This is a genomic window from Dyadobacter crusticola DSM 16708, assembly GCF_000701505.1.
In the GTDB taxonomy this organism is placed as follows: Bacteria; Bacteroidota; Bacteroidia; order Cytophagales; family Spirosomataceae; genus Dyadobacter; species Dyadobacter crusticola.
This window is the reverse complement of record NZ_KL370787.1, coordinates 119528-143170: the sequence shown is the minus strand read 5'-3', so window position 1 is coordinate 143170 and position 23643 is coordinate 119528. Positions and strand designations below refer to the sequence as shown.

At 43.3% G+C, this 23643-nt stretch carries 18 protein-coding genes and 1 tRNA gene; 13 read left to right on the top strand and 6 right to left on the bottom strand.

The window, feature by feature from the left end; genetic code table 11:
• Window positions 1–35: 35 nt before the first annotated feature.
• The 5 genes from Q369_RS0125345 to Q369_RS0125325 all read left to right on the top strand — a co-directional run bounded on the left by Q369_RS0125345 (window position 36) and on the right by Q369_RS0125325 (window position 5591).
• Window positions 36–458, top strand: coding sequence for a response regulator (locus Q369_RS0125345; protein ID WP_031530516.1), 423 nt, complete (start codon window positions 36–38; stop codon window positions 456–458).
• 149 nt (window positions 459–607) lie between these two features.
• Window positions 608–1081, top strand: a complete 474-nt coding sequence (locus tag Q369_RS0125340; RefSeq protein ID WP_031530515.1) for a hypothetical protein — start codon at window positions 608–610, stop codon at window positions 1079–1081.
• Between the two features lie 540 nt (window positions 1082–1621).
• The gene (locus Q369_RS0125335; RefSeq protein WP_031530514.1) at window positions 1622–1945 is read left to right on the top strand and encodes a hypothetical protein; all 324 of its coding nucleotides are present in this window, start codon (window positions 1622–1624) and stop codon (window positions 1943–1945) included.
• On the top strand, window positions 1942–4908 hold the full coding sequence (locus Q369_RS28615; protein ID WP_051664286.1) for a collagen-like domain-containing protein: 2967 nt from the start codon (window positions 1942–1944) through the stop codon (window positions 4906–4908). The genes Q369_RS0125335 and Q369_RS28615 overlap by 4 nt, the downstream gene beginning before the upstream one ends.
• Complete coding sequence (locus tag Q369_RS0125325) at window positions 4908–5591, top strand: hypothetical protein (RefSeq protein ID WP_031530512.1); 684 nt, start codon at window positions 4908–4910, stop codon at window positions 5589–5591. Before Q369_RS28615 ends, Q369_RS0125325 begins: the two co-directional genes overlap by 1 nt.
• 533 nt (window positions 5592–6124) lie before the next feature.
• On the opposite strand, the gene Q369_RS0125315 is transcribed toward Q369_RS0125325, so the two are convergent.
• Complete coding sequence (locus Q369_RS0125315) at window positions 6125–6430, bottom strand: hypothetical protein (protein WP_157488313.1); 306 nt, start codon at window positions 6428–6430, stop codon at window positions 6125–6127.
• 291 nt (window positions 6431–6721) lie between these two features.
• Here Q369_RS0125315 and Q369_RS0125310 point away from each other — a divergent pair, with 291 nt between their 5' ends.
• The 4 genes from Q369_RS0125310 to Q369_RS0125290 all read left to right on the top strand — a co-directional run bounded on the left by Q369_RS0125310 (window position 6722) and on the right by Q369_RS0125290 (window position 10530).
• A complete protein-coding gene (locus Q369_RS0125310) occupies window positions 6722–6934 on the top strand; it encodes a hypothetical protein (protein WP_031530509.1) in 213 nt (70 codons plus the stop codon).
• A 136-nt stretch (window positions 6935–7070) separates the two neighbouring features.
• The gene (locus Q369_RS0125305) at window positions 7071–7328 is read left to right on the top strand and encodes a hypothetical protein (protein WP_031530508.1); all 258 of its coding nucleotides are present in this window, start codon (window positions 7071–7073) and stop codon (window positions 7326–7328) included.
• 304 nt (window positions 7329–7632) lie between these two features.
• Window positions 7633–9324 carry a site-specific integrase gene (locus Q369_RS0125295; protein ID WP_031530507.1) on the top strand — a complete coding sequence of 564 codons (1692 nt, stop codon included), beginning with the start codon at window positions 7633–7635 and terminating at the stop codon, window positions 9322–9324.
• Window positions 9325–9534: 210 nt separating this feature from the next.
• Window positions 9535–10530: an IS110 family RNA-guided transposase gene (locus tag Q369_RS0125290; protein ID WP_031530506.1), complete on the top strand. Its 996-nt coding sequence runs from the start codon at window positions 9535–9537 to the stop codon at window positions 10528–10530.
• A 360-nt stretch (window positions 10531–10890) separates the two neighbouring features.
• On the opposite strand, the gene Q369_RS0125285 is transcribed toward Q369_RS0125290, so the two are convergent.
• From Q369_RS0125285 to Q369_RS0125255, 5 genes are all read right to left on the bottom strand, one after another.
• The gene (locus Q369_RS0125285) at window positions 10891–11109 is read right to left on the bottom strand and encodes a DUF6965 family protein (protein WP_031530505.1); all 219 of its coding nucleotides are present in this window, start codon (window positions 11107–11109) and stop codon (window positions 10891–10893) included.
• Window positions 11110–11546: 437 nt separating this feature from the next.
• A complete protein-coding gene (locus Q369_RS0125275) occupies window positions 11547–14150 on the bottom strand; it encodes a hypothetical protein (protein ID WP_035333831.1) in 2604 nt (867 codons plus the stop codon).
• Between the two features lie 31 nt (window positions 14151–14181).
• Window positions 14182–16539, bottom strand: a complete 2358-nt coding sequence (locus tag Q369_RS0125270) for a hypothetical protein (RefSeq protein ID WP_031530503.1) — start codon at window positions 16537–16539, stop codon at window positions 14182–14184.
• 816 nt (window positions 16540–17355) lie between these two features.
• On the bottom strand, window positions 17356–18390 hold the full coding sequence (locus Q369_RS0125260; protein WP_031530501.1) for a hypothetical protein: 1035 nt from the start codon (window positions 18388–18390) through the stop codon (window positions 17356–17358).
• A gap of 385 nt (window positions 18391–18775) precedes the next feature.
• A tRNA-Ile gene (locus tag Q369_RS0125255) sits at window positions 18776–18849 on the bottom strand.
• A 182-nt stretch (window positions 18850–19031) separates the two neighbouring features.
• On the opposite strand from Q369_RS0125255, the gene Q369_RS0125250 reads away from it, so the two are divergent.
• The 4 genes from Q369_RS0125250 to lpxA all read left to right on the top strand — a co-directional run bounded on the left by Q369_RS0125250 (window position 19032) and on the right by lpxA (window position 23635).
• Window positions 19032–20264 (top strand): HD domain-containing protein, encoded by a 1233-nt coding sequence (locus Q369_RS0125250; RefSeq protein WP_031530500.1) that lies wholly within the window; start codon window positions 19032–19034, stop codon window positions 20262–20264.
• 81 nt (window positions 20265–20345) lie between these two features.
• Window positions 20346–21386: a UDP-3-O-(3-hydroxymyristoyl)glucosamine N-acyltransferase gene (gene lpxD / locus Q369_RS0125245; protein WP_031530499.1), complete on the top strand. Its 1041-nt coding sequence runs from the start codon at window positions 20346–20348 to the stop codon at window positions 21384–21386.
• 51 nt (window positions 21387–21437) lie between these two features.
• On the top strand, window positions 21438–22829 hold the full coding sequence (locus tag Q369_RS0125240) for a bifunctional UDP-3-O-[3-hydroxymyristoyl] N-acetylglucosamine deacetylase/3-hydroxyacyl-ACP dehydratase (RefSeq protein ID WP_031530498.1): 1392 nt from the start codon (window positions 21438–21440) through the stop codon (window positions 22827–22829).
• Window positions 22826–23635, top strand: a complete 810-nt coding sequence (gene lpxA / locus Q369_RS0125235) for an acyl-ACP--UDP-N-acetylglucosamine O-acyltransferase (protein WP_031530497.1) — start codon at window positions 22826–22828, stop codon at window positions 23633–23635. Before Q369_RS0125240 ends, lpxA begins: the two co-directional genes overlap by 4 nt.
• Window positions 23636–23643: the final 8 nt, after the last annotated feature.

Genomic DNA, 23643 nt, shown 5'->3' with positions numbered 1-23643 from the left:
ACACCTTGCAAAACTTACTTACCCAGCAATTCGCAATGAATAAAAATGGCGATATAATCATCATTGAGGATGACGACGATGACCAGTTATTACTCGAGCAAGCTTTCGAAGAGCTTGGGTATTCGAATAATAGAGTCTATTTTCCTGATGGGCTAGAAGCATTAGATTATCTGACAAGTGATATACCGCCTCCCTTTATCATACTATCTGACATTAATCTCCCAAGGCTGAACGGGTTGGCACTTAGAAGGAGGCTCAAAGAAAACGCCTCGCTAAATCTTAAATGCATTCCTTATCTATACTTTACCACTGCGCTCAACCATCAGGTAGTAATTGAAGCATATAGCAGTTCTGCGCAAGGGTTTTTTGTGAAGCCTTCTAACTTCAATGAGATCAGAGACACATTGAGGTTTATTATAGAGTACTGGAAGCGGTGCGCCTCGCCAAATAACTTTTAGGGGAATAAAGTAGAGCATTCAGAGAGGCTTAGTATCCTTTTTTATTTTGGCACTATCGGTATCGAGGCTGTGATATTATAAATAGCAAATCTCTTTACTACATAGCTGGAACCACTTAATTTTGCTGTGCAATTCATCAGCAAAACCCAATGGACTCTTCAAAATTTCTTCAAATCGGGGATGTGTTCCGGCTTGCTCCGGGCGTGCGGGTTGAATACGAAGGATTTGAAAACAGGTTCTTAAAGGATTCCAGCCCCTTCGACTACGAAACCATCCTGCACCGCATTTTCATAGATAAAATCTACCGCAGCAGCAGGGATATAGAATCTGTCAGGGGGAGGTTATTCCGGCACATTACCGATGAATTCGAGAAAGAAAGGATCTTGTTTGATAGCGGCCTGTTGCGCCGGTACCTCAAACACGTGGTTGTGCTGCCAGAGGAAAAAACCTTTTGTGTTCCATCGGGAATGTACGTTGTGACAGAGGTCGTTGAAACCAATCCCGGGCAGTTCGTTAAAGCCAGGTCTCACAATACCCTTCCGGTTTACTGTGTGCAGTTCTACCAAGGGAACAGGAATAACACCAATATTGAAAGTGTGAGCCCGGTTAATCGGAGGATGTGACAAGCTAGCGGCCATAATTACAGTGCTTCTGGATACAAGACAAGTGTCCCCGGCATTGAGTAATTAAGCAACGTTTTCAGGGGGTGTCGCCGGGTATTTTGAGACATCAATTATTAATCAGATTCTTGATCGATTAGATGATGACCATTGATAATAGCATGAACCCACTATTAAAATCGGTATAGTTCAAAATATTTCAAATGAAATAATTTTCCCCCAATAAAGTCCCGAAAAGACTATCCCCAAAACCTATTTAGTTCTTGTCATCTTCACCGCTAGCTTTCGACCCGTGTTGTCCGCATTTTGTGTTTTCTAGCTCACTTGAGCAGAAGTTTTATCTAAGAAATCCCTAGCTATCAACTGTTGCTACAATATACAATCTCGCCATTAAATCAAGAAGTTAGCGCGATAAATTTCCCTTAAAAGACTTCTTTATCTGGCCAAAATTTATTTTATTTAGTAAGATCAAATCACGCCTATCATCGAGTAAAATCAGATTGATTATGGGTCAGATGAGTTATTATACCAAAAGAATTTTTGATGGAACTTTCAGAATTAGAAGTACCTAAATTTGGGATTCTACATTCAAAAACCGACAAGTTCAAGCGTGTTTTTGAGATTGAAAAAGAGGATGGAACACCGTTTACGCCGGAAGGCCTTGAACTTGTATGGGAGATATACGACAAAGGTGTCGTAGTGTTAGTCCTGGAGGGGAATGACTTCATAGTAGAAGGAAATGAGGTAGTTGCCGAGAAATCCCCTAATTTCTTCGCCAATCTGAGCAAATTATCAGACTACACACACCGCTTTTATGATCGTGCCACCGAAAACACCTTCTTTGAAGGACCCTTTAAATTGACATGAGATTTTATAGTAACTACTCAGGCGAGAGGATCAGACTCGTAATCCATACTGGAAGAAAAGGCGATGTTGGCCCTAAAGGGGATCAGGGTATCCAGGGTGTGCCTGGTATAAAAGGAGATCAAGGAATCAAAGGAGACAAGGGCGATACCGGGGCTAAAGGTGACACTGGGTCAACCGGGTCTATTGGAGTAGCGGGACCGAAAGGGGATCGCGGAGAAAAGGGCGATCAGGGATCCATCGGTGTTCAGGGCCCAATAGGTCCTATTGGAGAAAAAGGATCACAAGGAGACAAAGGAGATCAGGGAATCCAGGGAGTTACCGGGCCAGCGGGAGAAATTGGCCCGCAAGGACAGAGGGGATTGAAAGGTGATAAAGGAGATACGGGAGAAGCTGGACCATCGGGAGCGGCTGGGCAAACAGGACCTCGCGGATTAAAGGGAGACAAAGGTGATACTGGATCTCAGGGAGCATTAGGTCCGGTCGGGCCGGCTGGGGAAAAAGGCGCGAAGGGAGATAAGGGAGATACTGGACTTCAAGGCCCTGTCGGCGCGCAGGGGATAGCTGGAATTCCAGGGGTTTCGGGCGCAAGAGGCGACAAGGGCGACAAAGGGGATACCGGAGCTGCAGGCGCCGACGGCTTGCCGGGAGCCACGGGTCCGTCGGGACAGCAGGGCATACCAGGCGCAAAGGGTGAAAAAGGGGATCAGGGTATCCAGGGGCACCTTGGTCCCGCTGGGCCAACAGGCCCTGTTGGCGCGAAGGGTGATAAAGGCGATAAGGGGGATAAGGGGGATGCTGGGGATCTTACGCCAGAATTCATTCAATTATCTGACGATCTATTTGCTGCGCGCGATGAAGCCCTTGCTTCTACAAATAATGTATTGACAATTTCGCAACTTAAATCAAAATACAATCCCTTATTTAAGTCGGCTTTTATCAGTGAAGGGGACTTATCAGGAAACTTTGTAATAGATAATAATACCACCGCCCCCGTTGATGATCACTTTGTTATAGCTGATGCATCGGGGAATAAGTGGGCAAGGCAAAACGAGTATTACGTAGAGGCTAAAAAATTTCCTTCCATTGGCACCGAAGCGGCTTTTTTTGCCTTTATAGACAGAATTGGCAGTAACTTCTGTACCATCATTCTCAACAAACAAATACCAATTACGGCGAATAGGACTATCCCGGCAAATATTGAAATACAGGCGAAGCCATCCGGAAGCTTTAATATTTCTACAGGAAATACGCTAACTCTGGAAGGGCCAATTTCAGCTGGGTATTACCAAATATTTTATGGGCAAGGGCTGGTTACCACATTTGCTGTCAACCTAAATGTTATGTGGTTTGGCGCAATCCGCGACGGCGTAACGGATAATCAGCCAATGTTTGATAGGGCTGTCAAGTCAATAGCAAACAACGTTGGCAACCTTAATCCAATAAAGATCACCAATGAACTAATTGTACCGACAGGTACCTACGCAATGGGATCTGAATTGAAGGTGCCAGTGACAGTCCGTCCGAGGATTGAGGGGTTGGCAATATTTTGGGGCATCAATGACGCTGAGCCGACGCTGACGCTTTGCTCGGACTTATCTGTTCCGCTATTTTATAAGGATATGTTCAACGCTGGCAGGTTGATTGAAGGAAGCCTTCTTATCCTGAATAAAAGTTTCTTCACATCTCCTAACAATTCGCTTAACACATCCAGTTCTATATCAAGATCGAATGTTCCTTTGGGATCAATAGGTATCAGGATTGGGAACAACCCGGCAATTGCAAATAGATTAATGGCCAGGTATGATGTAGATAACATCAGAGTTGCCGGATATGATTTTGGATTGGATTGGATACCAAGCAATAACTACATGTGCAAATTCAAAAACTGGCACATGGAGGGCAATAATAATCACGTTAGGGTATATTCAACATCAGGCGGGGGATCTAACAGCGGCGAACAAAGTGGATTCCATCATTGCAGGTTTGCAGGAGCAGAAAAGGTTTTTCTACTTCAGGCGGATGCATATGACTTTTTATCGCATGATTGCCATTTCGATTTCGTTAAAGTCGTTGTATTCATGGATACAATGTTCCGCGGCTTCAACGGTATGAAATTCAGTAAATGCTATTTCGAGAGTGTAACAGAGCATTTAGTATTCAGTGTTGCCAATGGGAATCCTTATAAGGCCCCGACCATAGATTTTGAAGGTTGCACGGGATTGAACGGGCGGCGCGAAAGGTTCTTCAATACAAATGCCAGCAAAGGGTATGTTCTGAACGTTGACAGGTTTGCTGACCGAATAGATAGCGGGGCGGATGAGTCCGACGCGCGCGAGGCGTGGAACAGTCAGGACCCGGACAGATTTATGCTCATAAACCCTGCATCTCCGTCGATTGGAATTAGAAAAAAAGACTTTTTTCAGGATTTAAATATTCCGCCTATTGTACAGAACAATATAGATCAGGTTTATTTTTTCTGGAACTTTAAAAACATTGAAACCATTGGTCCGCTTACCAGCACTAATCCTTACGTCGATTCGACCGGCTCAACAAATGTGGCTAGTTATGAAGTCGCATCAACGGACAGAGGAAATGCTCTTAAAATCGTAGCAGAATCGGGAACCCAAGCAACTTTTATCTCAAAAGCAAGACAACTAAACGAGGTCAAATTTGGGGATGCCTTTGCGTTTAATTTGATATACAAGTTAGTTCCAGAGACTACGGACAATGTTCTTTCTCCGCGATTCTTCGTCGAAATGTTTAATGAGCAAAAGGAACTTATATCAACAACAACTCCTCAAACGAATAATGATAAAGCAACTCCCGACAAATGGAGATGTGGCCGGTGGGGTCAGGAGATCAGGATAACCAATCCAGAAGTGAAATTCATCAGGCTGTGTTTTCAAATAAGTGGATTGGGCGGCACAATGTACATTGAAACAATTGTAATTGATAAGCGATAATGACATCATTCGAAAAACTCCTTTTTGTTAATTCCATTTTCAAGGTTTACGAGCACGTATATTTGGTAAATTCATCAGAAGCAGAGACAGCTCTGATTTCAGATAGCACGGTGATTAAGGCGGGCACCATGTTCATTGTGTCCTATGGATCAACAAAGTACTATAAGCTGACTAATAATTCTGACACTTTCGCGTCCTTACCAAAGCTCTCTGAGAACGTACCACAAAAAGATTGGGTTGTTTGTGATCCGGCAGATACCAATAGCCCTAAAGTAGTATCAAATTTGAATGATACATCTACTGTGGTATTGATGTCGACATCGGCGGCTAATCCAACTGGTGGGCCCTCCGGGATTGCTAAGTTGGGACTTTACCTAAAAGCAATGATTGCTGGGCAAGGATCCGCATTTGGAGTAGATGTTGATGGACTCAGAGCTTATATTCGGGGATCTTATGGTTCGGGATGGACAGAGTGGCGGCAATTGCAAATGAGACACGAAATCAATAACAGCATAATGACGCCAAAGACATCTGCTGAATTAAACAGTGCTTATCCTGCTACCGCAACTGCCCCTGCGCTTCCTTATCCTACTTCTACGACCGTAGTATGTAAAAATGCCGGGAAAGCGTACATAAGAATAAGCTCAACTGAATGGTTCGAAATTTCTGGTACTCCGGTTTGACATTAATGTTTCCTTGTCATCTTCCCCTTCCACGTCTCAAACAAGGCGGGGGACTCTCTTATCTAAATAGCCGCTGTGATTTTTACCCAATCACTCAAATATTGTCCTGCTAGCTCTTTCGGATGAGGTAAGTTGCAAGCACTTGCGATTTAAAGGAATAAGCTAACTTTCTCCCTCAGAGTCTTTGTCTTTATTCTTCTTGGGTGACGGGTAGGCTAATATATTAATTAGACGATTGTTAATGCTTATTTCCCTTGATAACCGGGTTTCAAGATATGCTATTCTGCTCGAGAGATTCTTCATTTCCGCAACTTGTTCGTCATCATTAATTAACATTTTGCCGGATCCTCGAAGTATCCATTCAGACGAAATTTCTGGATGACGCATGAGTAAAATGTAAACCGTGCAGTAGTCGCGGTGGCTTATCCTCTTTGCGATTTCGTAGAATCCGTCTGGTAGCTCTCTAAGCTTGCCTGACTCAGGATCGATTGAGATTGATAAATGTCTCAGTGCCCTCGCTAATCGGGACTTCATCATTGATTATCGGGATTAGGTTTGGGTGAATAAATCTTACTAACTAATTCATAGGCTATGCCAAACTTATCCAGCGCCTCACGGAGAGTGCACCCGGCAGCAATAAGATCCTTGATATTCATTCTTGCGATGAGCCTGCTGTCCTCGTCGGCTAATACGTTGTTAGACATGCCTTCTACCAATGAGCCGTTTCTCTGTGCGTAGATGGTGCCGGCGATAAACGCTGCTGTCAGATCCCTACGATGGATTTCGTCTCTGCTGAGGCTCTCTGCATATTTCAGTGCTGCCCGTTCTGATGTGTCCATGATGAATGGGTGGTTTTTTTGCACCTCAGCTGCGAATATATTCAACTAGAAGCCAACTTTCCAAATAAATATAAATATACCATTTTTTGAAAAGTTGACAGGATGGGGAAAATTATTTCAAATGAAATAAAATGAACACTTTATGAGAATTATATAAAAAGTTATATTTGTATTTATTAAAGAATTTATGAATATTTGGTGTAGCGGCGTTCTTTGACAGACTGAAAAATATTTTCACAAAAAGATAGTTGTTAGTGTTGGATTTCCAACACTAACAACTATCTTTGACTCATGAAAAACTTTACAACTATCAAGGAGGCGTTTGATTGGTGGATTAAAAATAAGTACCCTTCACTTCCTCCTGATGTTAAGAAAGGAAAGGCGGTCACGGCCTGGCGAGACTACACACACAACAGGGGCATTTCAGAATCTCGAATGAAAGACATTCTTCTCGAATTTGGCAATTTTGAGATCGAACTAAAAATTCAATATAAAGGGCAATAGCCTTTTATTTTTGCCCTGATCTTGTTGGAAATCCAACAGTGCAGGAAGTAAGAAAAACCCGGATCGTCAAAGTTTCGTAGGCCGAGACTCTCCGGGCGAGTTAAATCAATTTCACTTAATCTAACCTTTCAAAATTATGAAAAATGCAGTTAATGTCAATTCCGGAACATCCGAAACTCAGTCGCAGGTAAATGAAGCTATCGATCTATTCTTCAAGGAGAATGGCTCCGTTACCGCCATGGAGTTAATCCTTTGGGAGATGCTGAGTGACAGCCTTTCGAATCCAAGTGCGTGTATTGATCATCACATAACACAGGAGCGCATGTACCTGTACCGTGGCTTGAAGGAGCTACTTGCAGCGATTGAGCCAGTTAAGTATTCATCTGACCACTGAGCCGAGCCATGCAAAAGCAAGAATTCAAAGGCACGAGTTATCAAGAGATCACAAACGCCATTTGCAACCGCAATCAGTCCGGAAATTTCGAGGATCTTATCCGTTTCATTGATCGCACAGTTAAACCAATTGCCTCCCCGGCACACATAACTGCTCGCAAGGGAAAAGCGTGAAGAGCACGCAATATTGAGCTGAACCCCTCGAAAACCTGGCGCCATCAAAAGGCGCTAGGGTAAGGGGTGTCTCACAACATATTTCCTTGACCGCAAGAACTCTGACTTTTAAACTCCAAACATTTTTCAAAATGAAAAACGAACTGCAATCGACAAGTATGTCTCATTTGCGAATTTTGCTTCCAAGTGTATTCAAGGTTAGCTTCAGATGCAATCAAAATCATATCGCCGTGCTGGTCGTGGTAAAAGGGACAGATGCCTCTTTCATCAGCAACCTCACAGCAGTGGAGGGGGAATGGGACCTCAAGAAACAGTGCTTTCAGGGCCTTGGCGTTGATGCAAAGAATGAGTTTCTATGTAGAATTAAGATGTCTCTCCTAGATGTGTACAAAGACTGCTGGGGCAGGGGGGAGGTTACCGCCGAGCAAGTAGTAACTGTTTTCAAAAGGCAATATTCCTCCTTCGTGATTAGTCCACGAGACGACAACTATATTTTGGAACAGAAACGGGCAATTCTTAGCGAAATTGAGCACCAATTATCTCAAAATCCGGGAAGATCCAAGTTTAAGAAGGAAGTGCTTGACGAAAAGGTGGCCTCCCTCAAAAACAAGCTTTCCAAGTTAGATACCCGTTTGGCAGCTCGGGCGGTTAAGAGGACCAAACTCCGCCGAGGGCCCTTAACTATTCACAGGATAATAGTTCTTTTTGTTATCCGAAAGGCCCGGCTAAATAAATCCGGACTCTGTCCAATAGAGTGTCGGGTTCGAGTGAACGGTGTGACGGCGCCATCTTTTTCGACGGCCATACACGTTTCTCCAAAGACTTGGGATGCGAAATTGCAGTGTATCGTTGGCGATGAGGAACAAACCGAAAAGCTGATAAACCTACGGGAAGGATTGACCTCAGTATACAACGAATATCGTAAGCGCGGTAAAGTACCTACTCCTGAGTCCGTCATTGATGGTTATTTTAACAACACCCAGGATTATGATAAGCGGATGGCTTTGGATGAGCTTTTTCATATCCATTTGAAAGACTTGAAGCAGGCCGGCAGGAGCAAATCTACCTTGACCAGGTACGAGCGTGTATACCGCTATTTCGAGGATTACTCTCAATTAAAGTATGTCGATGAGGTGCGTTCTGTACATGTAAAAGGGTTTTGGAAGTGGATGAAGCATATAAAAGGATATTCACAAGATTATGCGAACAAGTCGGTTCAGTGTCTTTATGGGCCGTTTGATGTTGCAATCTCTCACCAGATTATTTCTAATAACCCATTGAAGGGTATTAGGCTTGAGTGGGAGGGTAAAATAGATTTAACCTGCCTTGACCATGAAGAGCTTGATCGATTAAAAAATACGGCATTCAGTGACAAGCTGCAGAAGGTTGCAGACTCTTTCCTCTTCATGTGCTATACCGGCCTACACGTAGGGGATTACCAACGTATAACGGATGCGAATATCAAAAGCAATTTGAAGGCGAAATGGATTGAGTACGACCGCCAAAAGACAGGCAAACCCGCAATCATTCCTTTACATCCAGTCGCATCTGCTCTTATTAGGAAATACGGTTCAGTCTCCAATCTTCCCAGGATTTCGTGCCAGAAGTCGAATGACTACCTCAAGCTAATTGCGGAGAAAATTGAAACGGAAAAGGTTTTGACAAATAAGGTAGCAAGGAAGACGTTTACAGATATGTCGATCAACCATCGGGGCATGTCGTTTGAGGCTGTTGCTGGAATGTTGGGTCATACCTCTACCAAGTTTGTACGGGTATACGGGAAGGTACGGCATCAGCGGATTTTGTCTGAATGGAAAGCCTAACAGTCCGCAGTTACCTATACACGGAAAATCCTTGCAAGAAGAAGACTTCTCCTGATACAGGTGAAGTCTTTAAATGAGTAAACCGTGACATTCAATGATCTTAGAGGTTCTGAAAAACGAGTTATCGCCACGATCAGTTGCCTTATAAGTACAAGGAATACATATTGAGGTCATTCTGAGATTTCTGATAGCAACTTAAACATCAAAAACATGAGCGTAAAATACTTCTTTGGCGTTGATATTTCGAAGTTGACAGTCGATATCGCTTTAATTGAGGTTGATGGTAGGATATCCACTTTCAAGATCGAGAACTCACAAGAAGCCATCAAGAAATTTCTTGCCGAACGAAAGAGAGAACACGGGTTCAAGTTCCGTGAAGCTTTCTTTTGCGCGGAGAATATGGGGATTTACGGCGATTTCTTAACGAAGGTACTTTCCGCTAAAAAGATTGCCATTTGCCTCGAGTCGGCCCTTCAAATTAAAAAATCATTGGGGATACAAAGGGGGAAAAATGATAGGCTAGATGCTGTAAGAATCGCTGAATACGCGAAAAAGAACCACACTTCATTAAAAATCTGGAACCAGCCCCGGGAGTGCATTGAGCAGCTCAAAAAGTTGACGACTATCAGAAAAAGGTTAATCAAGGTCCGGGCTATCTTAATCAATGAAGAAAAAGTAAGCGTCTACTTTCTGAATAGTGAGGTAAACAAAAGTTTAAATAGTTGCTATGCAAACACACTGGATGCCATCAACAAAGATATTGAGGCGATAGAGTCGAAAATAGATTCTGTTATCAGCGGGGATCAACGGCTGAGCAACCTTACTTCGATCATCACCTCCGTGCCTTGTGTCGGCAAAGTAATAGCTACTCAAATTCTAACTAGCACGAATGAATTTCTTAACATTTCCTCGGCAAAACAATTCGCTAGTTACTGCGGAGTAGCACCTTTTGAGTGGTCCTCAGGATCGAGTCTGAACAGAAGGCGTCGGGTTTCATTCTTTGCTAATAAAGAGCTAAAAACGAATTTGCACCTTGCAGCAATGATAAGTATAAGTAGGTCTAACAACAATTCATTAAAGGATTATTATCAGCGCAAACAGAAGGAAGGGAAGAACAATATGTCTATTCTTAATGCAATCCGCAACAAGATAATTCACAGAATCTTTGCATGCGTAAGGGATAATAAGCACTTCCTTAGGCTTTAAGGTATGGGTAGCCAATGTCTAAAGAGTGCTATTGGCTGAACAAGGTATTACCTACCAGGATTTTGAGCTTATTTAGACAGCGCAGCGTTGATGTAATGTATTATATGGATTGAAGGAAAAACCTATTCAGCTTTTTAATAATTACGGAGTGGCGGGCTACCCTTATAAGTTTGAGAATTTACTCCCTATCTGCGAAACCAGTTTAAAAAAAATGGAGGTGTTGACGCGGTGGACAAAGAAGAGGACTTTTGATGTCTGTATATCTATACCGGCAGCGGACCGACACATGTTTAGGTAGGAGTGGTGACTACTTTTTGGTAACTCCATTTTATGTCACTCATTACTGTTTGTTCCAGTGTTTTAGAAAGCAGGCTGTCCGTTCTCCAACCATTCCTTGAATTCGATGAGGCGAAGCTGGCAGCTATCAGATCCTTTGTAATCCGGACTTATCTTGAGTATGTTCAACTCTGAGGCTACAAATTTTGCAGGGTCCTCAACGGTTGTGTATTTGTTGAATTTAATTGGCCCCTCGGGCAGATTCTTCTCTGCAAAATAGTCAACCAATTCTTTTGTTGTCATTGGGGAGTAGTTGTTGACGATCAAAGTTACAAAACGAATACAGTTCCATTGCGATCAAATTCAGACACCAGCGTTTTGTCACTAGAATGGCTGCATTGGTCCCTGAAGTTGTGGAGATTTTGAGATGGTTTGTAAGTTTGAATATCAATATTTGTTCGATGAGGCCGCGACATCGTTTTGCTTATCGGCCAGGTTCAGCCTGGCCGATATCTCTGAGGTGGCTCCGAAAAGCGGGACACATTTTTGCACAACATGATGCAAAATGAAAGGCCCAAAATTCGTAAAAACTCGTCGGAGTTACGATCCGGAATTCAAGCAAGAAGTGATCAGAATACTCGTTTCGGGCAGATTATTGCTGATAGCGAAAATCAAACTTTAAAATCAGTCAATGCCGAATAACCAATAATCGTGTCTACAAGTCTGGCGTCTATCTTATGTTACTGCACTAGCTCTGGCGTAATTACTTCCCACTCTCCACTTATTGCGTCTGATAATTTTAGAAAACGTTTTCTGCCTGTCTGGATAGAAGGATATATGATCGTTGTTCCTGCTTTGTAATTGCCGTAGGTTGAATTGAGTAGGGCTTTCGTTGGCATAGTAGAGCTAGAATTGAATAAAACAGCCACTTCGCTCAACAGCCATTTATACTCACCACCTACGAATTTGCATGTATAACTTGTTGTTCCAACGGAAGAGTTAAACTGTATAACATGATCAACATAGTAGGCGGACGGTGCTGGTAATGAATTTTGATATGTAATTACGTAGTAATTGCCTGTATCATCAACTCTTTTATTGCTCTTCAACAAGGCCTTTGACTCGGGTGTATAAAATCCTATGTAGGAGCCATACGCTGCATTTGACAAGAAGATGTTATTGAAAACCTGCATTTGGTTCCCGGGAATTCGGATTAATGGTTGAGCAAAGTTGTTGGTAACATCAAATGAATTATTGCTGATAAATCCACGAATGCAATTAGCCGTGGCATTTATCGCGTATGCTGCTGTCTGCGAGATGCTGCGGTTAAGGAAAGTGTTATTGATAATTTTAAAGTCACGAACATCTGTCAATAATATGCCCCCAAAAACCTGAGAGCTGCCGGACTCAACTCCGGAGTCGAAATAGTTGTCGTCCATCACTAATCCGCCGTCTGACTGTTCCCAGTTTACCCAACCTTCATTGAACGCATTGTGTTTAATGGATACGTGTTTATTACGAACACTATTTATTAGATCAACATTTATGGCCTGCGTGGCTAGCACTGTATTTGTATGAGTAATTACAAACTTGTTCCCTTCTATCTTGTTTTCGCCAAAAAACAATTCCAATAGGGCAAGTCCCTTCAGCGTTACGGCTTCACCACTCCAATTAAGAAAAACGGTGTTGTCGATGAAGTCTATTCCACCATCGCGCAACTGAGCTCCGGTTGGGGCAAAACTATAGATCTGATTATTTTTGGCTTGCCCACGTGAATTGCCATGGTAGTCAAGGGGAGCCGTGTTTTGATTCTGTGCTAAACCGTAACAAACATTACTATCAAAATTGACGCCGGTAGACATAAACCTTCTATCTCCCGTTGTTAAGGCATGTTTACAATCCGAAATTTTGTTTTTGAATGCAAGCACATTATGACCTGTTATAGAAACTCCGTAGCCTATCCCGGTTAGATTAGGGTAGCCTTCAATTTCTGCAAGTTCCACCATACTGTTTATGTTCTGATCTAAGAATATGCCGAATTCACCCGTTCCCGTGCCTTGAAACTTGCCGCCATTAATTCTGGAGTTTATACAATAGTGGAGATGAAGGGAGCCAAAAACAGGTAGCCCTGCATGATCAAAATTCAATTCACTTATTGATATTCCTTTTAAAATGGTATATGTATAGATCTTAGTTGCGGTAAACGTTTCAATCGGGACAATTGAAAGTATTACCGTCTCGCCATTAATAGCTTTGATCTCAGCGACATGACCATAGCTGTAGATTTGGTCGCCATTAACAAATTTATGATTACCTTCAAATCTGATAAAATCTCCAACCTTCAAAAGTGTTGAGGCATTCGGGACGAGGATTGCTGGACTTCCTTTTTGCAGGTTGATGGAAACACCCTGATTAGAGTAATTGGGTGCTGTATTTGATGTCTGTAATAGGATGCCGCTCGAAGGAAAACCTGCTTTCGGCTTAATTATGGCGTTGTTTCCAAGGAGTTTACTATTAGAATGTCGTATGAATAACTGACTACTTGTTATATAGACAGAACCTGCTTTAAACCTATATTCCGAACCTGGTACATTTAGCATCGCCTGAATAGCGGCTCCGTCATCGGTGACTCCATCCCCCTTAGCTCCGAACATCTCTGGTGTTAAATAATCCGAGTCAATGACATATCGTTTGCCTGCATTAACAATGACGCTCGCGCCATTATCAGCAGCAGTACTGAGGGAGTCATACCGAAACGTGTAGGTCTTTTCCCCGCTTATTACGAGGACTACTTTTACAGAGTCGGCGGTAGTGCGCAATTCGTTAACTGTCATGAACGGGACATAAGTCAATGAAAAGGTTTGAATTCGAGCAGCATGATTTGCTTTTGGAGAAGTGATATTATTCTCAATTTCGTAGGTGAGCTTACCCACTGCGACGAACCTAGCAGAGGCATCTGCTTCGGGATGACCTCTTAACAATTCAAAAAAGCCGCTTGTTTGTAGTTTGGTGAATCTTCCCTTCAGAGTGTAAGTCGCGGCAGGCTTTGCCGCAGACAGCTTATCGATCAGGTACTCAGAATAGGAGCCGCCAGTCTGAACAAATCCATCTGGTAGAACGACCTTAAGTTTGAAGGACCGGCTGTCTTCAAAAATAAAAGACGCACTGGGTGGTAAATTCAAAAGTTCGGCCTTTACAAGGATCTGAAAATCCTCATTAAGGACGACCGTTGTAGCATTTGTTTCAAGAGTGAATTTTATTGGATCAGCTACTTGAGCGTAGACGGATGATCGAGTAGCCATGAAAATCGGCATAATCAATAGCAATCGGTAAAGTAATTTCATGGGTTTAATTGTTAAGTTATAAAGACAGGCCTCACGGACCAACGAGTTCTGGTTTAGATATCTCCCAATCACTCGTTGATGAGCTTGTTTTCTTTCTATAATCCATGGCTCCGCCTGTCTGATTAGGGAAGTAGATTGTAGTTCCGGCTGGTTCTGCTCCGTAAGTAGCATTTAGGGAAGCCTTTGTTTGAACTAGGTTCGACAAGTCGACCAAATACCTGGTATATCGACTGTCTCCTTCAGCACGCGTGACGACTTTCGTCCAGCCGGCTGATCGATTTATGTAGTAACCTTCATCTCCGTCTGTCTGATACGCGAGCTGTCCAATCTTCGGAGTAATACTGGGTCGGTTATATTGATTGTAAATTGGGATTGAGTTAATTAATATTTCGCGCCTCTCGATTGGCCCGGAAATTTCGTTAATAGGACTCCGCGCGTAGGGGCCAAAAATGTCTGCGTTTAGCTGGATGTCGCTTGATCCTGGCTCCATTCTTAAGATAAGACAAGTAGTCTTAGAGGCATCAAATCCGGTGGGATAATAGCGGATATTTGTCATAACTATCTCTCCTGACGCCCGACCGTGTAATATTTCGTCCCTGGGACCGGAATCTGTATATGGGAGGCTACGGATGAGTATGTCGTCAAACCTTATGCTTGTAACATCTGCTGCAGCGGCCTGGGTAAACTCAATTGCTCTGACAAACGTAGGGCCTGAGTCTAAGGATATATTGCGAAAAAGAAGGCGTTCTTTTCTTGACGTGCTCGAAAGATTGATTATGGGGTTTCTGGCAATATTTTCATAGTTTGACCAGCTAAGATTTTCGTATATGCAATCTTGAGCTTTCTGTATGCTTTGTATGAGCCCACCTGGATGTTGTGAGAATACATTCGTGATGACGCAGCGTTTCATTCCCTTCAATGATAAGGTACCTAAATCAGCTGCATAGACATTTGGCCCCTCTGTGATATTCTGAATCAAACCATCCTCAGAATAGGTGTCCCGTGTACCATCAACTGCATCTACTACATAGACCACGTGGCCTGGGGGTATATTAGCGCTAGATCCTCGGAAGTTAGCATGAAGCCCGTCTATGACAAACTGACTTTGTAAGCTCATATAGACTCCCATCTGGAACTCAGAAAAGCTTATGTTCTTCAACCGTCCACCTACGGCAGGGTCTATCATACCATCTTTTCCTTTTAAAATTATCGCATATCCGATACAATGATTGTTATCTTTAGTCTCACTATAAAATCGAAGATTGTTCAGAGAGTAATTGTCACAGCCTAACAGATTTAGCGTGACACACATTTCTGACGATGAGCCAGCCCAGTATTTTGCTATTCCCATGTAGGACAGAAATGCAGTGTAGGAATTTGGGAATACCGTGGGTTGAGAACCTGTATATGCAAAATCAATCCCTTCAACGCGTATATGACTTGCGTTTTGAAAGTGAAACAGCGGCGCCTGTCCATAGTTATACCTGATAGTAGTCCCGTGACTCCCTACAATCTCAATTGGCGTCTTAATCTTGAGCACGCCATTGAGTTTGTTAGAATAGTCATTATTGAGAACATAGCTTTTAGCTGCAAGTACTAATTTCCCGCCACCGGCGGCATTTAGAACCTCCAAAGCATTTTGGAAGGCTGATAGATCGTTATCGATGCCATTTCCCTTTGCACCGAACATTTCTGGTGTAATATGATCCGAATCAATGTGATACCGGTAACTGGAGTCTGATACGACTGTCGCACCATTGTCAGGTGCGGTGCTCAATGTGTCTCGTCTAAATGTATATACTCGATCATTATTCACCACCATTGCTACGTCAGTTCCTCCCGTCAGACCTGACCGAAGACCTTCCACCGTGGTGTATGGGACAAGGCCAAAGTTATTTAGCTGCAGCATTGCCGATTGTTTACTCTTACTTAGAGCACCTTGGTCCGGTTCACTAGTTGCAAATGCTAAGCTGGCAACCGCAACGAATCGGTCAGTACCTGCGATGCCGTTGATAGTGCGAAGGAGTGTAAATCGGTTTGCATCGCTAATTTCAGTGAACCTGCCTCTAATGGTGTAAGATACCTCGGGTTGAGAGGAAGACAATGTAGTACCAATGTTTTCTAGATATGTTCCACCAGTATGCACAAATCCACTAGGCAAAATTACTTTGATTCTAAAGGAGTACAGATCCTTGAATATGAAGGCGGTTTGCGCAGGAAAGTCAAGGCGTTGAGCCCTAATGACGATTTCAAAATCTTCATCAAGGTTAACAGCCGTAACGCTCGTGGCGAGAGTGAATTTAATTGGATCACGCGATTGGGAATAGCCCAGCGTAGAGGCGCTTACAGTCGCCAATAAAATCAACAAGTGGAGCAAAGTTAATTTCATACGTACATAAGTTAAATACTGATAAATGACCACCAATTTCGGTAAGCTCGATGTATTGTTCCTCAATGAGCTAATTTTTTTCTATCAGTTTCGTGTACAAATCAAATTCATTGCGGATTTGTATGTTTTTTCTGATCATTTTTCGTCCGAAAATTTATTAAACCTGGTATGTATGTCGGGAACTTCTTGGGGAGATGGGAAAGAGGTGATAGTAATACGATGCTTATCACCGCGGCGCATATACAATATTATTCCCCAAGTAACATGGATATATTTTCTACTTGTTATCGCTAAAATCGTATGGTAGGCTTGATACCTGTAAATGGACATTGAGTTAAGGTGTAGGCTTACAGGGAGATTGCGTCAAGGAACTTTTCTCCAACGAGAACCAAACATTACGGATAATGGTCAAAGAGCGCGGCCAGACAAATGGTACTTTCAAACACATGTTACTCGCGCTGACAAACTAGTGTATACTGATACCAACGCCCTTAAGGATACAAACCGAAGAAGTGAGCATACCGGTTTAATATTATAAAAGCAAAACTCAAGGAGGGGCAGTCCCTATTAAATAAATGGCTTCAATCGCACTTCTGAAATATCCGGATTACGGGTAAGCCTAGGTTTAGCTAGCTTGTAAATGCGTAACCAAATACGTAACCTGTTAAATAAAAAAGAGCACAAACTGTTGAAAATCAACCATTTGTGCTCTTTAAATGTACCCAGAGCCGGAGTGGAATCCGGAAGAATGTGGTAAACAAGGTAATGATGCATACGACACAGCGAGGGTATTTTTTGAGGACTGATGCTTTGAATTTAGGGATTTGTTGAATTCGATGCCTTTTCTTCCTGTTTCGAAAATATAGTATAGCCAAATCCGATGCTGAACCAGGGCTTCCCTTGATGATGCCACCCGTAACGATCTTGGTTAAGTCTTCCAAGGAAATCGAAGCCAAGAAATAACCCCAATTGGACTCGGTTATTTTCTATCATAGGGCCTGCAGAAAATGATATGGACGTGAAATCATTGGTTTCTGCTAAATCTGGCATGTTACGTCTAACGTCCGATGTCTCAAGGGTCGTGCTAGAAACGCTATAGCCAGTGATAAAAGAGAATGAGGTAGTTTTATAGCTTTTTTTTCTAAAATTGAACCCTAGAGCCGCTCCAAAGTTGAATGAGCCATTAAAACTGCTCCTCGCTTTTGCGAGACGATATTTGAAGGGAAAGTTTACTAGCCCAAATTCGAAGGATAGAGGATTATATGTATTTTTAGTAGCGTATAACTGGATCAAATCTAGTGGAACTTTAAAGTACCTAAGCTGTTTTGAGGGATCGAGATCGTTTTCTTGATAACGATTTTCCGCAAATAGGGGACGTGTTAGACTCTTCTTAATCTTCCTCCTTGATACCTCCTCGGCTGGTATTTTAAGGCTGGCTGAATCAGATTTGTTTATTTTTTTACCCCAACCATCAGATTCATGATTCTCTTGTAATATGGGATCAGGTTCTTTTTTGTTATCCAATTTGATTATTTCTTCGTCAGTTAGGGGTTCTACTGCCTTGAAATTGTAATAATCCGCCCGCACAGGGTCATCAGATCTTGAAATTGTAATAATGGCATAATTTTCATCTTGATTGATTTCTATTATTTCAAAATACTGATGAGGTATCGACAACTTTTTAACAGCAGGCGTTTCGGTATCCTCACCTTCGATATCAACCTCTGTCATGGGAACTCTAACAGTCCAAAAGTAGGGACCCAATGTCGGTATGGGTTTGTTGTCATCTTTGGTTTGTGAAAAAGAACTAAATGTCGCAAGAAACAGGAGAATTGTAAACAGTGTTTTCATAATAAGTTGAGTTTGTGGAGAATGCAATATAATGCAATGTTTCAACCAGTTTTTGAAATCTTAGCTAACGGTTTTGGCGCTGTGTCAATAAGAACTAAGCAATGAAAAGCCACTGCACTTTTTGCCCTTCCTATCCTTTCCCCGCTTGAAAAAGGAAGCTTTCCTAGCTACCGTAAAACACAGCGTGATCTAAGTGACTAACCTCGACGACAGCCCAAGTCTGTAAAATCACTATGGATTTCATTCCAAAAAGTGAAGGGATTGAAAATGCGAGCAGGTGGAATTGCTGGTTACGGGTGCACAACAAGAAAGAATGTAGGCTATTTTGTAGGCCGCCAACGAAAAAAGCACCTAGCAGATTAATGCTAAGTGCTTGAATTTCAAGTGGGCCCACCTGGGATCGAACCAGGCACCTACTGATTATGAGTCAGTTGCTCTAACCGAATGAGCTATAGGCCCCTTAGTAGCAAGTATGTCAGTTGCTCTAACCGACCGGGCAAACGTTTTGTGAGCTATAAGCTCGTCCAAACTCTTGTTTGGAGTGCAAAAATAGCTAAACCGTGCAAATCTCCAAACGATCATGGCAAGAATAACTGCTTTTGTCCGTTGCTTCTTTTATTACTTTTGGAGAAAAATTGGCTTTGAATAAAAGAAAGATAATTAACGATCCGGTTTACGGGTTCATCACGATTTCATCTGATCTGCTTTACGACCTCGTAGATCACCCCTTTTTGCAGCGACTTAGAAGAATCAAGCAGCTTGGGCTCGCTGATATCGTTTACCCGGGCGCATTGCACACACGCTTTCACCACGCACTTGGCGCGATGCACCTGATGAGCCAGGCATTGAAGGCTTTACAGGAAAAAGGACACCTGATCTGGCAATCGGAGCTTGAAGCTGCGCAGGCCGCTATCCTCCTGCATGATCTCGGCCACGGCCCTTTTTCGCATGTACTTGAAAGCGTAATGCTGCCCGGCGTCGAGCATGAGGCAATTACCCTTTCGATGATGAAGGAACTCAACAGGCAAATGAATGGACGCTTAGATATGGCCATTCAAATGTTTGAAGGCACCTATCCGCGGCAGTTTTTTCACCAGATGATTTCCAGTCAGCTCGATATGGACCGGATGGATTACCTCAATCGCGATAGTTTTTACACCGGGGTGATAGAAGGTTCCATTGGCGCCGACAGGCTGATTAAAATGCTTGATATCAGCGGAGATGAACTTGTGGTAGAGGAAAAGGCGCTTTTAAGCATAGAGAATTTCCTGCATGCACGCCGCCTGATGTACTGGCAGGTATACCTCCACAAAACGCTCCTGAGTGCGCAGGCAATGTTGACCCAGATCCTTTACCGTGCGCGTGAATTGACAGCAAATGGCACCAGATTGTTTGCTACGCCTGATTTTGACAGGTTTTTGCATAACAGGTTCACGATCGGGGACTTTGATTCTGAGCCGGGTTTAATGCAAGCTTTCAACGGATTGGACGATAATGACGTATGGGCTTCCGTGAAGGGCTGGAAAACACACGAAGACCTGGTTTTGTCCGTTTTATGCAAGAAGTTACTGGACCGAGATTTGTTCAAAATCCAGTTTTACGATCAGCAGCCCGGTGAAGAAGTGCTGGAACCCCTGCGCAAGCGGTTGCGGAGTGCCGGCGTAAGGGAGGAAGAAATGGCGTATTTTCTGATCGAAGGCGAAACCACCAACTGGGCTTATGCCAAAGAACAAGATCCTATTCGCGTGAAAATGAAGAACGGTAATTTACTTGATATAGCGGATGCATCGGATATTCCGACCATCGAAGCACTGACTAAGATTGTACGCAAGTACTATGTATGTTGGGCTAAAAATGTATCTTTGCGTGGTTAGTAAGGATCATATCAAGAAGGAGCCCTCTTAATTATTTACGCAACATACTCGAAACACATTACCCGAAATTAGCCGAAAAATATGAAATTTACTGTCAGCGAGATTGCCCAAATGCTTGATGGAACCATTGTTGGAAATGAAGAAATTACAATTGATTCGGCTGCTAAAATTGAAGAAGGGCGTCCGGGCTGCATCTCTTTTTTAGCCAACAGTAAATACGAACCTTACGTTTATTCAACCGGCTCTTCTGCGGTTATAGTTAACAAAGACTTTGTCCCTAAAAAAGAAGTTTCGGCCACATTAATCTACGTCGAAAACGCTTACACTGCATTTACAATCCTTCTTGAGGAATATCAAAAACGACTTGCAAAAAATAAGTCCGGCATTGAACAACCCAGCTTTATCGGCGAAAACAGCCACGTAGGAGAGGATGTTTACCGCGGGGCTTTCTCTTATATTGGTAAAAATTGCATTGTCGGCGATAATGTAAAGATATACCCCAATACTTTCCTCGGCGACAATGTGACTATCGGCGATAACACGGTAGTGCATCCCGGCGCACGGATTTATCAGAATACAATTGTTGGTAAAAACTGCGTGATCTCCGCCAATGCGGTAATCGGCAGCGATGGTTTCGGGTTTGCTCCGCAGACCGACGGAAGCTATAAAGCGATCCCGCAGCTTGGTAACGTTATTATTGAAGACGATGTGAGTATCGGCTCCAATACCACGATTGATTGCGCTACGATGGGCTCAACCATTATCAGGCAAGGTGTCAAAATAGATAACCTGGTGCAGATTGCGCATAATGTGGAGATAGGAAAAAATACCGTAATTGCAGCACAGTCAGGTATCTCCGGATCTACAACGATCGGCGAACAATGCGTGATTGCAGGGCAGGTTGGTATTGTTGGCCACATTTCGGTTGCGAACAAAACCAAGATCGGAGCACAAAGCGGACTTGGTAAATCTGTTAAAAAAGAAGGACTTTCTTTTTCAGGATCACCGGCCCGTGATTTGAACGAACACCTGAGATCAATGGCGCTCGTAAGAAGGCTGCCCGAAATGGAAGAACGATTGAAAGATCTTGAAAGAAAACAGGAAACATCTGACTTTCAATAGAAGACTGCCGGTACCCCAACAAGCCTTTATGCAGAAAAGGATTTTTATATAATGAACGAAAAACAACAAACCATTTCCAGGTCAGTATCCGTAACCGGAGTGGGTTTACATACAGGTGTAGTCGCGACGATGACTTTTGTTCCCGCGCCGGCTAACCACGGATATAAGTTTCAGCGCGTTGATTTACCAGATCAGCCCATTGTAGATGCCGATGTTGACAATGTAGTTGACCTTTCAAGAGGCACTACCATCGAGCAAAACGGAGCCCGCATTCATACAGTTGAGCATACGCTCGCAGCTTTGGTAGGGTTGCAGATCGACAATGTGCTTATCCAGCTCGATGGTCCCGAGCCTCCGATTATGGATGGCAGCTCCATTAAGTTTGTCGATGCGATCATGGACGCGGGTATTGAGGAGCAAAATGCTTACCGCAATTACTTCGAAGTTCCTGAATACGTACATTACATCAATAAGGAAAAAGATACGGAACTGGCAGCACTGCCGCTTTCGGATTACAGGTTGACAGTCATGGTAGACTATAACTCTACTGTAATCAGCAGCCAGCATGCTTCTTTGAATGATATTACGCTTTTTAAAGATGAGATAGCCAAGTGCCGCACTTTTGTTTTCCTGCATGAGCTGGAAGCATTGTACCGGCAGAACCTGATCAAAGGTGGCGACCTGACCAATGCGATCGTAATCGTAGACCGTGAAGTTCAGGATGGCGAGCTGGATCATTTGTCTCAGCTTTTGAACAAACCAAAGGTCAGCGTTAACAAGTCAAAAGGCATTTTAAACAATGTTGACCTGCATTATCCCAACGAAATGGCGCGGCATAAGCTGCTGGACCTGATTGGTGACCTTGCTTTGGTAGGGCGGCCGATCAAGGCGCAGATCCTTGCAGCACGTCCGGGACACGCAGCCAATGTAGCACTTGCCAAAAAGATCAAGAAGCTGATCAAATCCGGCAAGGGGGATATACCTCAATACGATCCCAACAAAGCACCCATTTTTGACATCAATCAGATCGGAAACCTGCTTGCGCACCGATATCCATTCCAGATGATTGATAAGATCATCGCGCTGGATGAAAATAGTGTCGTGGGGGTTAAAAACGTGACGATCAACGAGCAATTCTTTTTAGGGCACTTTCCGGGGAATCCTGTAATGCCGGGCGTATTGCAGCTTGAAGCAATGGCGCAAACGGGCGGGATTCTCGTTCTGTCTAGTGTTCCCGATCCTGATAATTACTGGCCCTATCTGATAGGCATCGACGCCTGCCGCTTCCGCCGTAATGTTTTTCCCGGAGATACCGTTATTTTCAAATGCGAGTTTACATCTCCTATGAAAAGAGGTATTGTAAAAATGAGTGGTCGCGGCTATGTAGCCGGCCAATTGGTATGTGAAGCTGATATGATAGCAAGCCTGGTAAAGAAAAAATGACACCAACCACCTTAGCATACATTCATTCTGACGCGAAAGTCGCTCAAAATGTTGAAATAGAACCATTTGCTATGATCCACGCCGACGTTGAAATCGGCGAAGGAACATGGATTGGTTCACACGCCGTGATTAATTCAGGCGCAAGAATCGGAAAGAATTGTCGCATTTATCCCGGAGCAGTGATTTCTGCTACTCCGCAGGATTTGAAATACAACAATGAATACACACTCACAGTAATCGGCGACAATACGACCATCAGGGAATATGCGACAATCAGCCGCGGAACCGAAGAGCATTGGAAGACAGTAGTAGGCTCGGACTGTCTGATTATGGCTTACGCGCACGTAGCGCACGATTGTCGGGTTGGAAGTAATTGCATAATAGGTAATAATGTGCAAATGGCCGGCCACGTACATGTGGGCGACTGGGCTATTGTAAGTGCATTAAGTGCTGTCCATCAGTTTGTGAAGATCGGCGCACATTCATTTGTGTCGGGAGCTTCTCTTGTGCGGAAAGATGTTCCACCTTTTACAAAAGCGGCACGTGAGCCGATTTCCTATGTGGGTATCAATTCAGTAGGGTTGCGCAGGAGAGGATATAGCAATGATAAGATCGTTGAAATCCAGAATATTTACCGTTACATCTTCATGAAAGGGCTGAACAATGCGGAAGCATTGCAGAAAATAGAACTGGAATTGCCACCATCGAATGAGCGGGATGAGGTAATTAACTTCATCAGAAACTCTGAGCGGGGTATTATGAAGAGCCCGTTCCAGACAAACGGAGCAAGCGAAACAGAAGCTTAGAAGTTAAC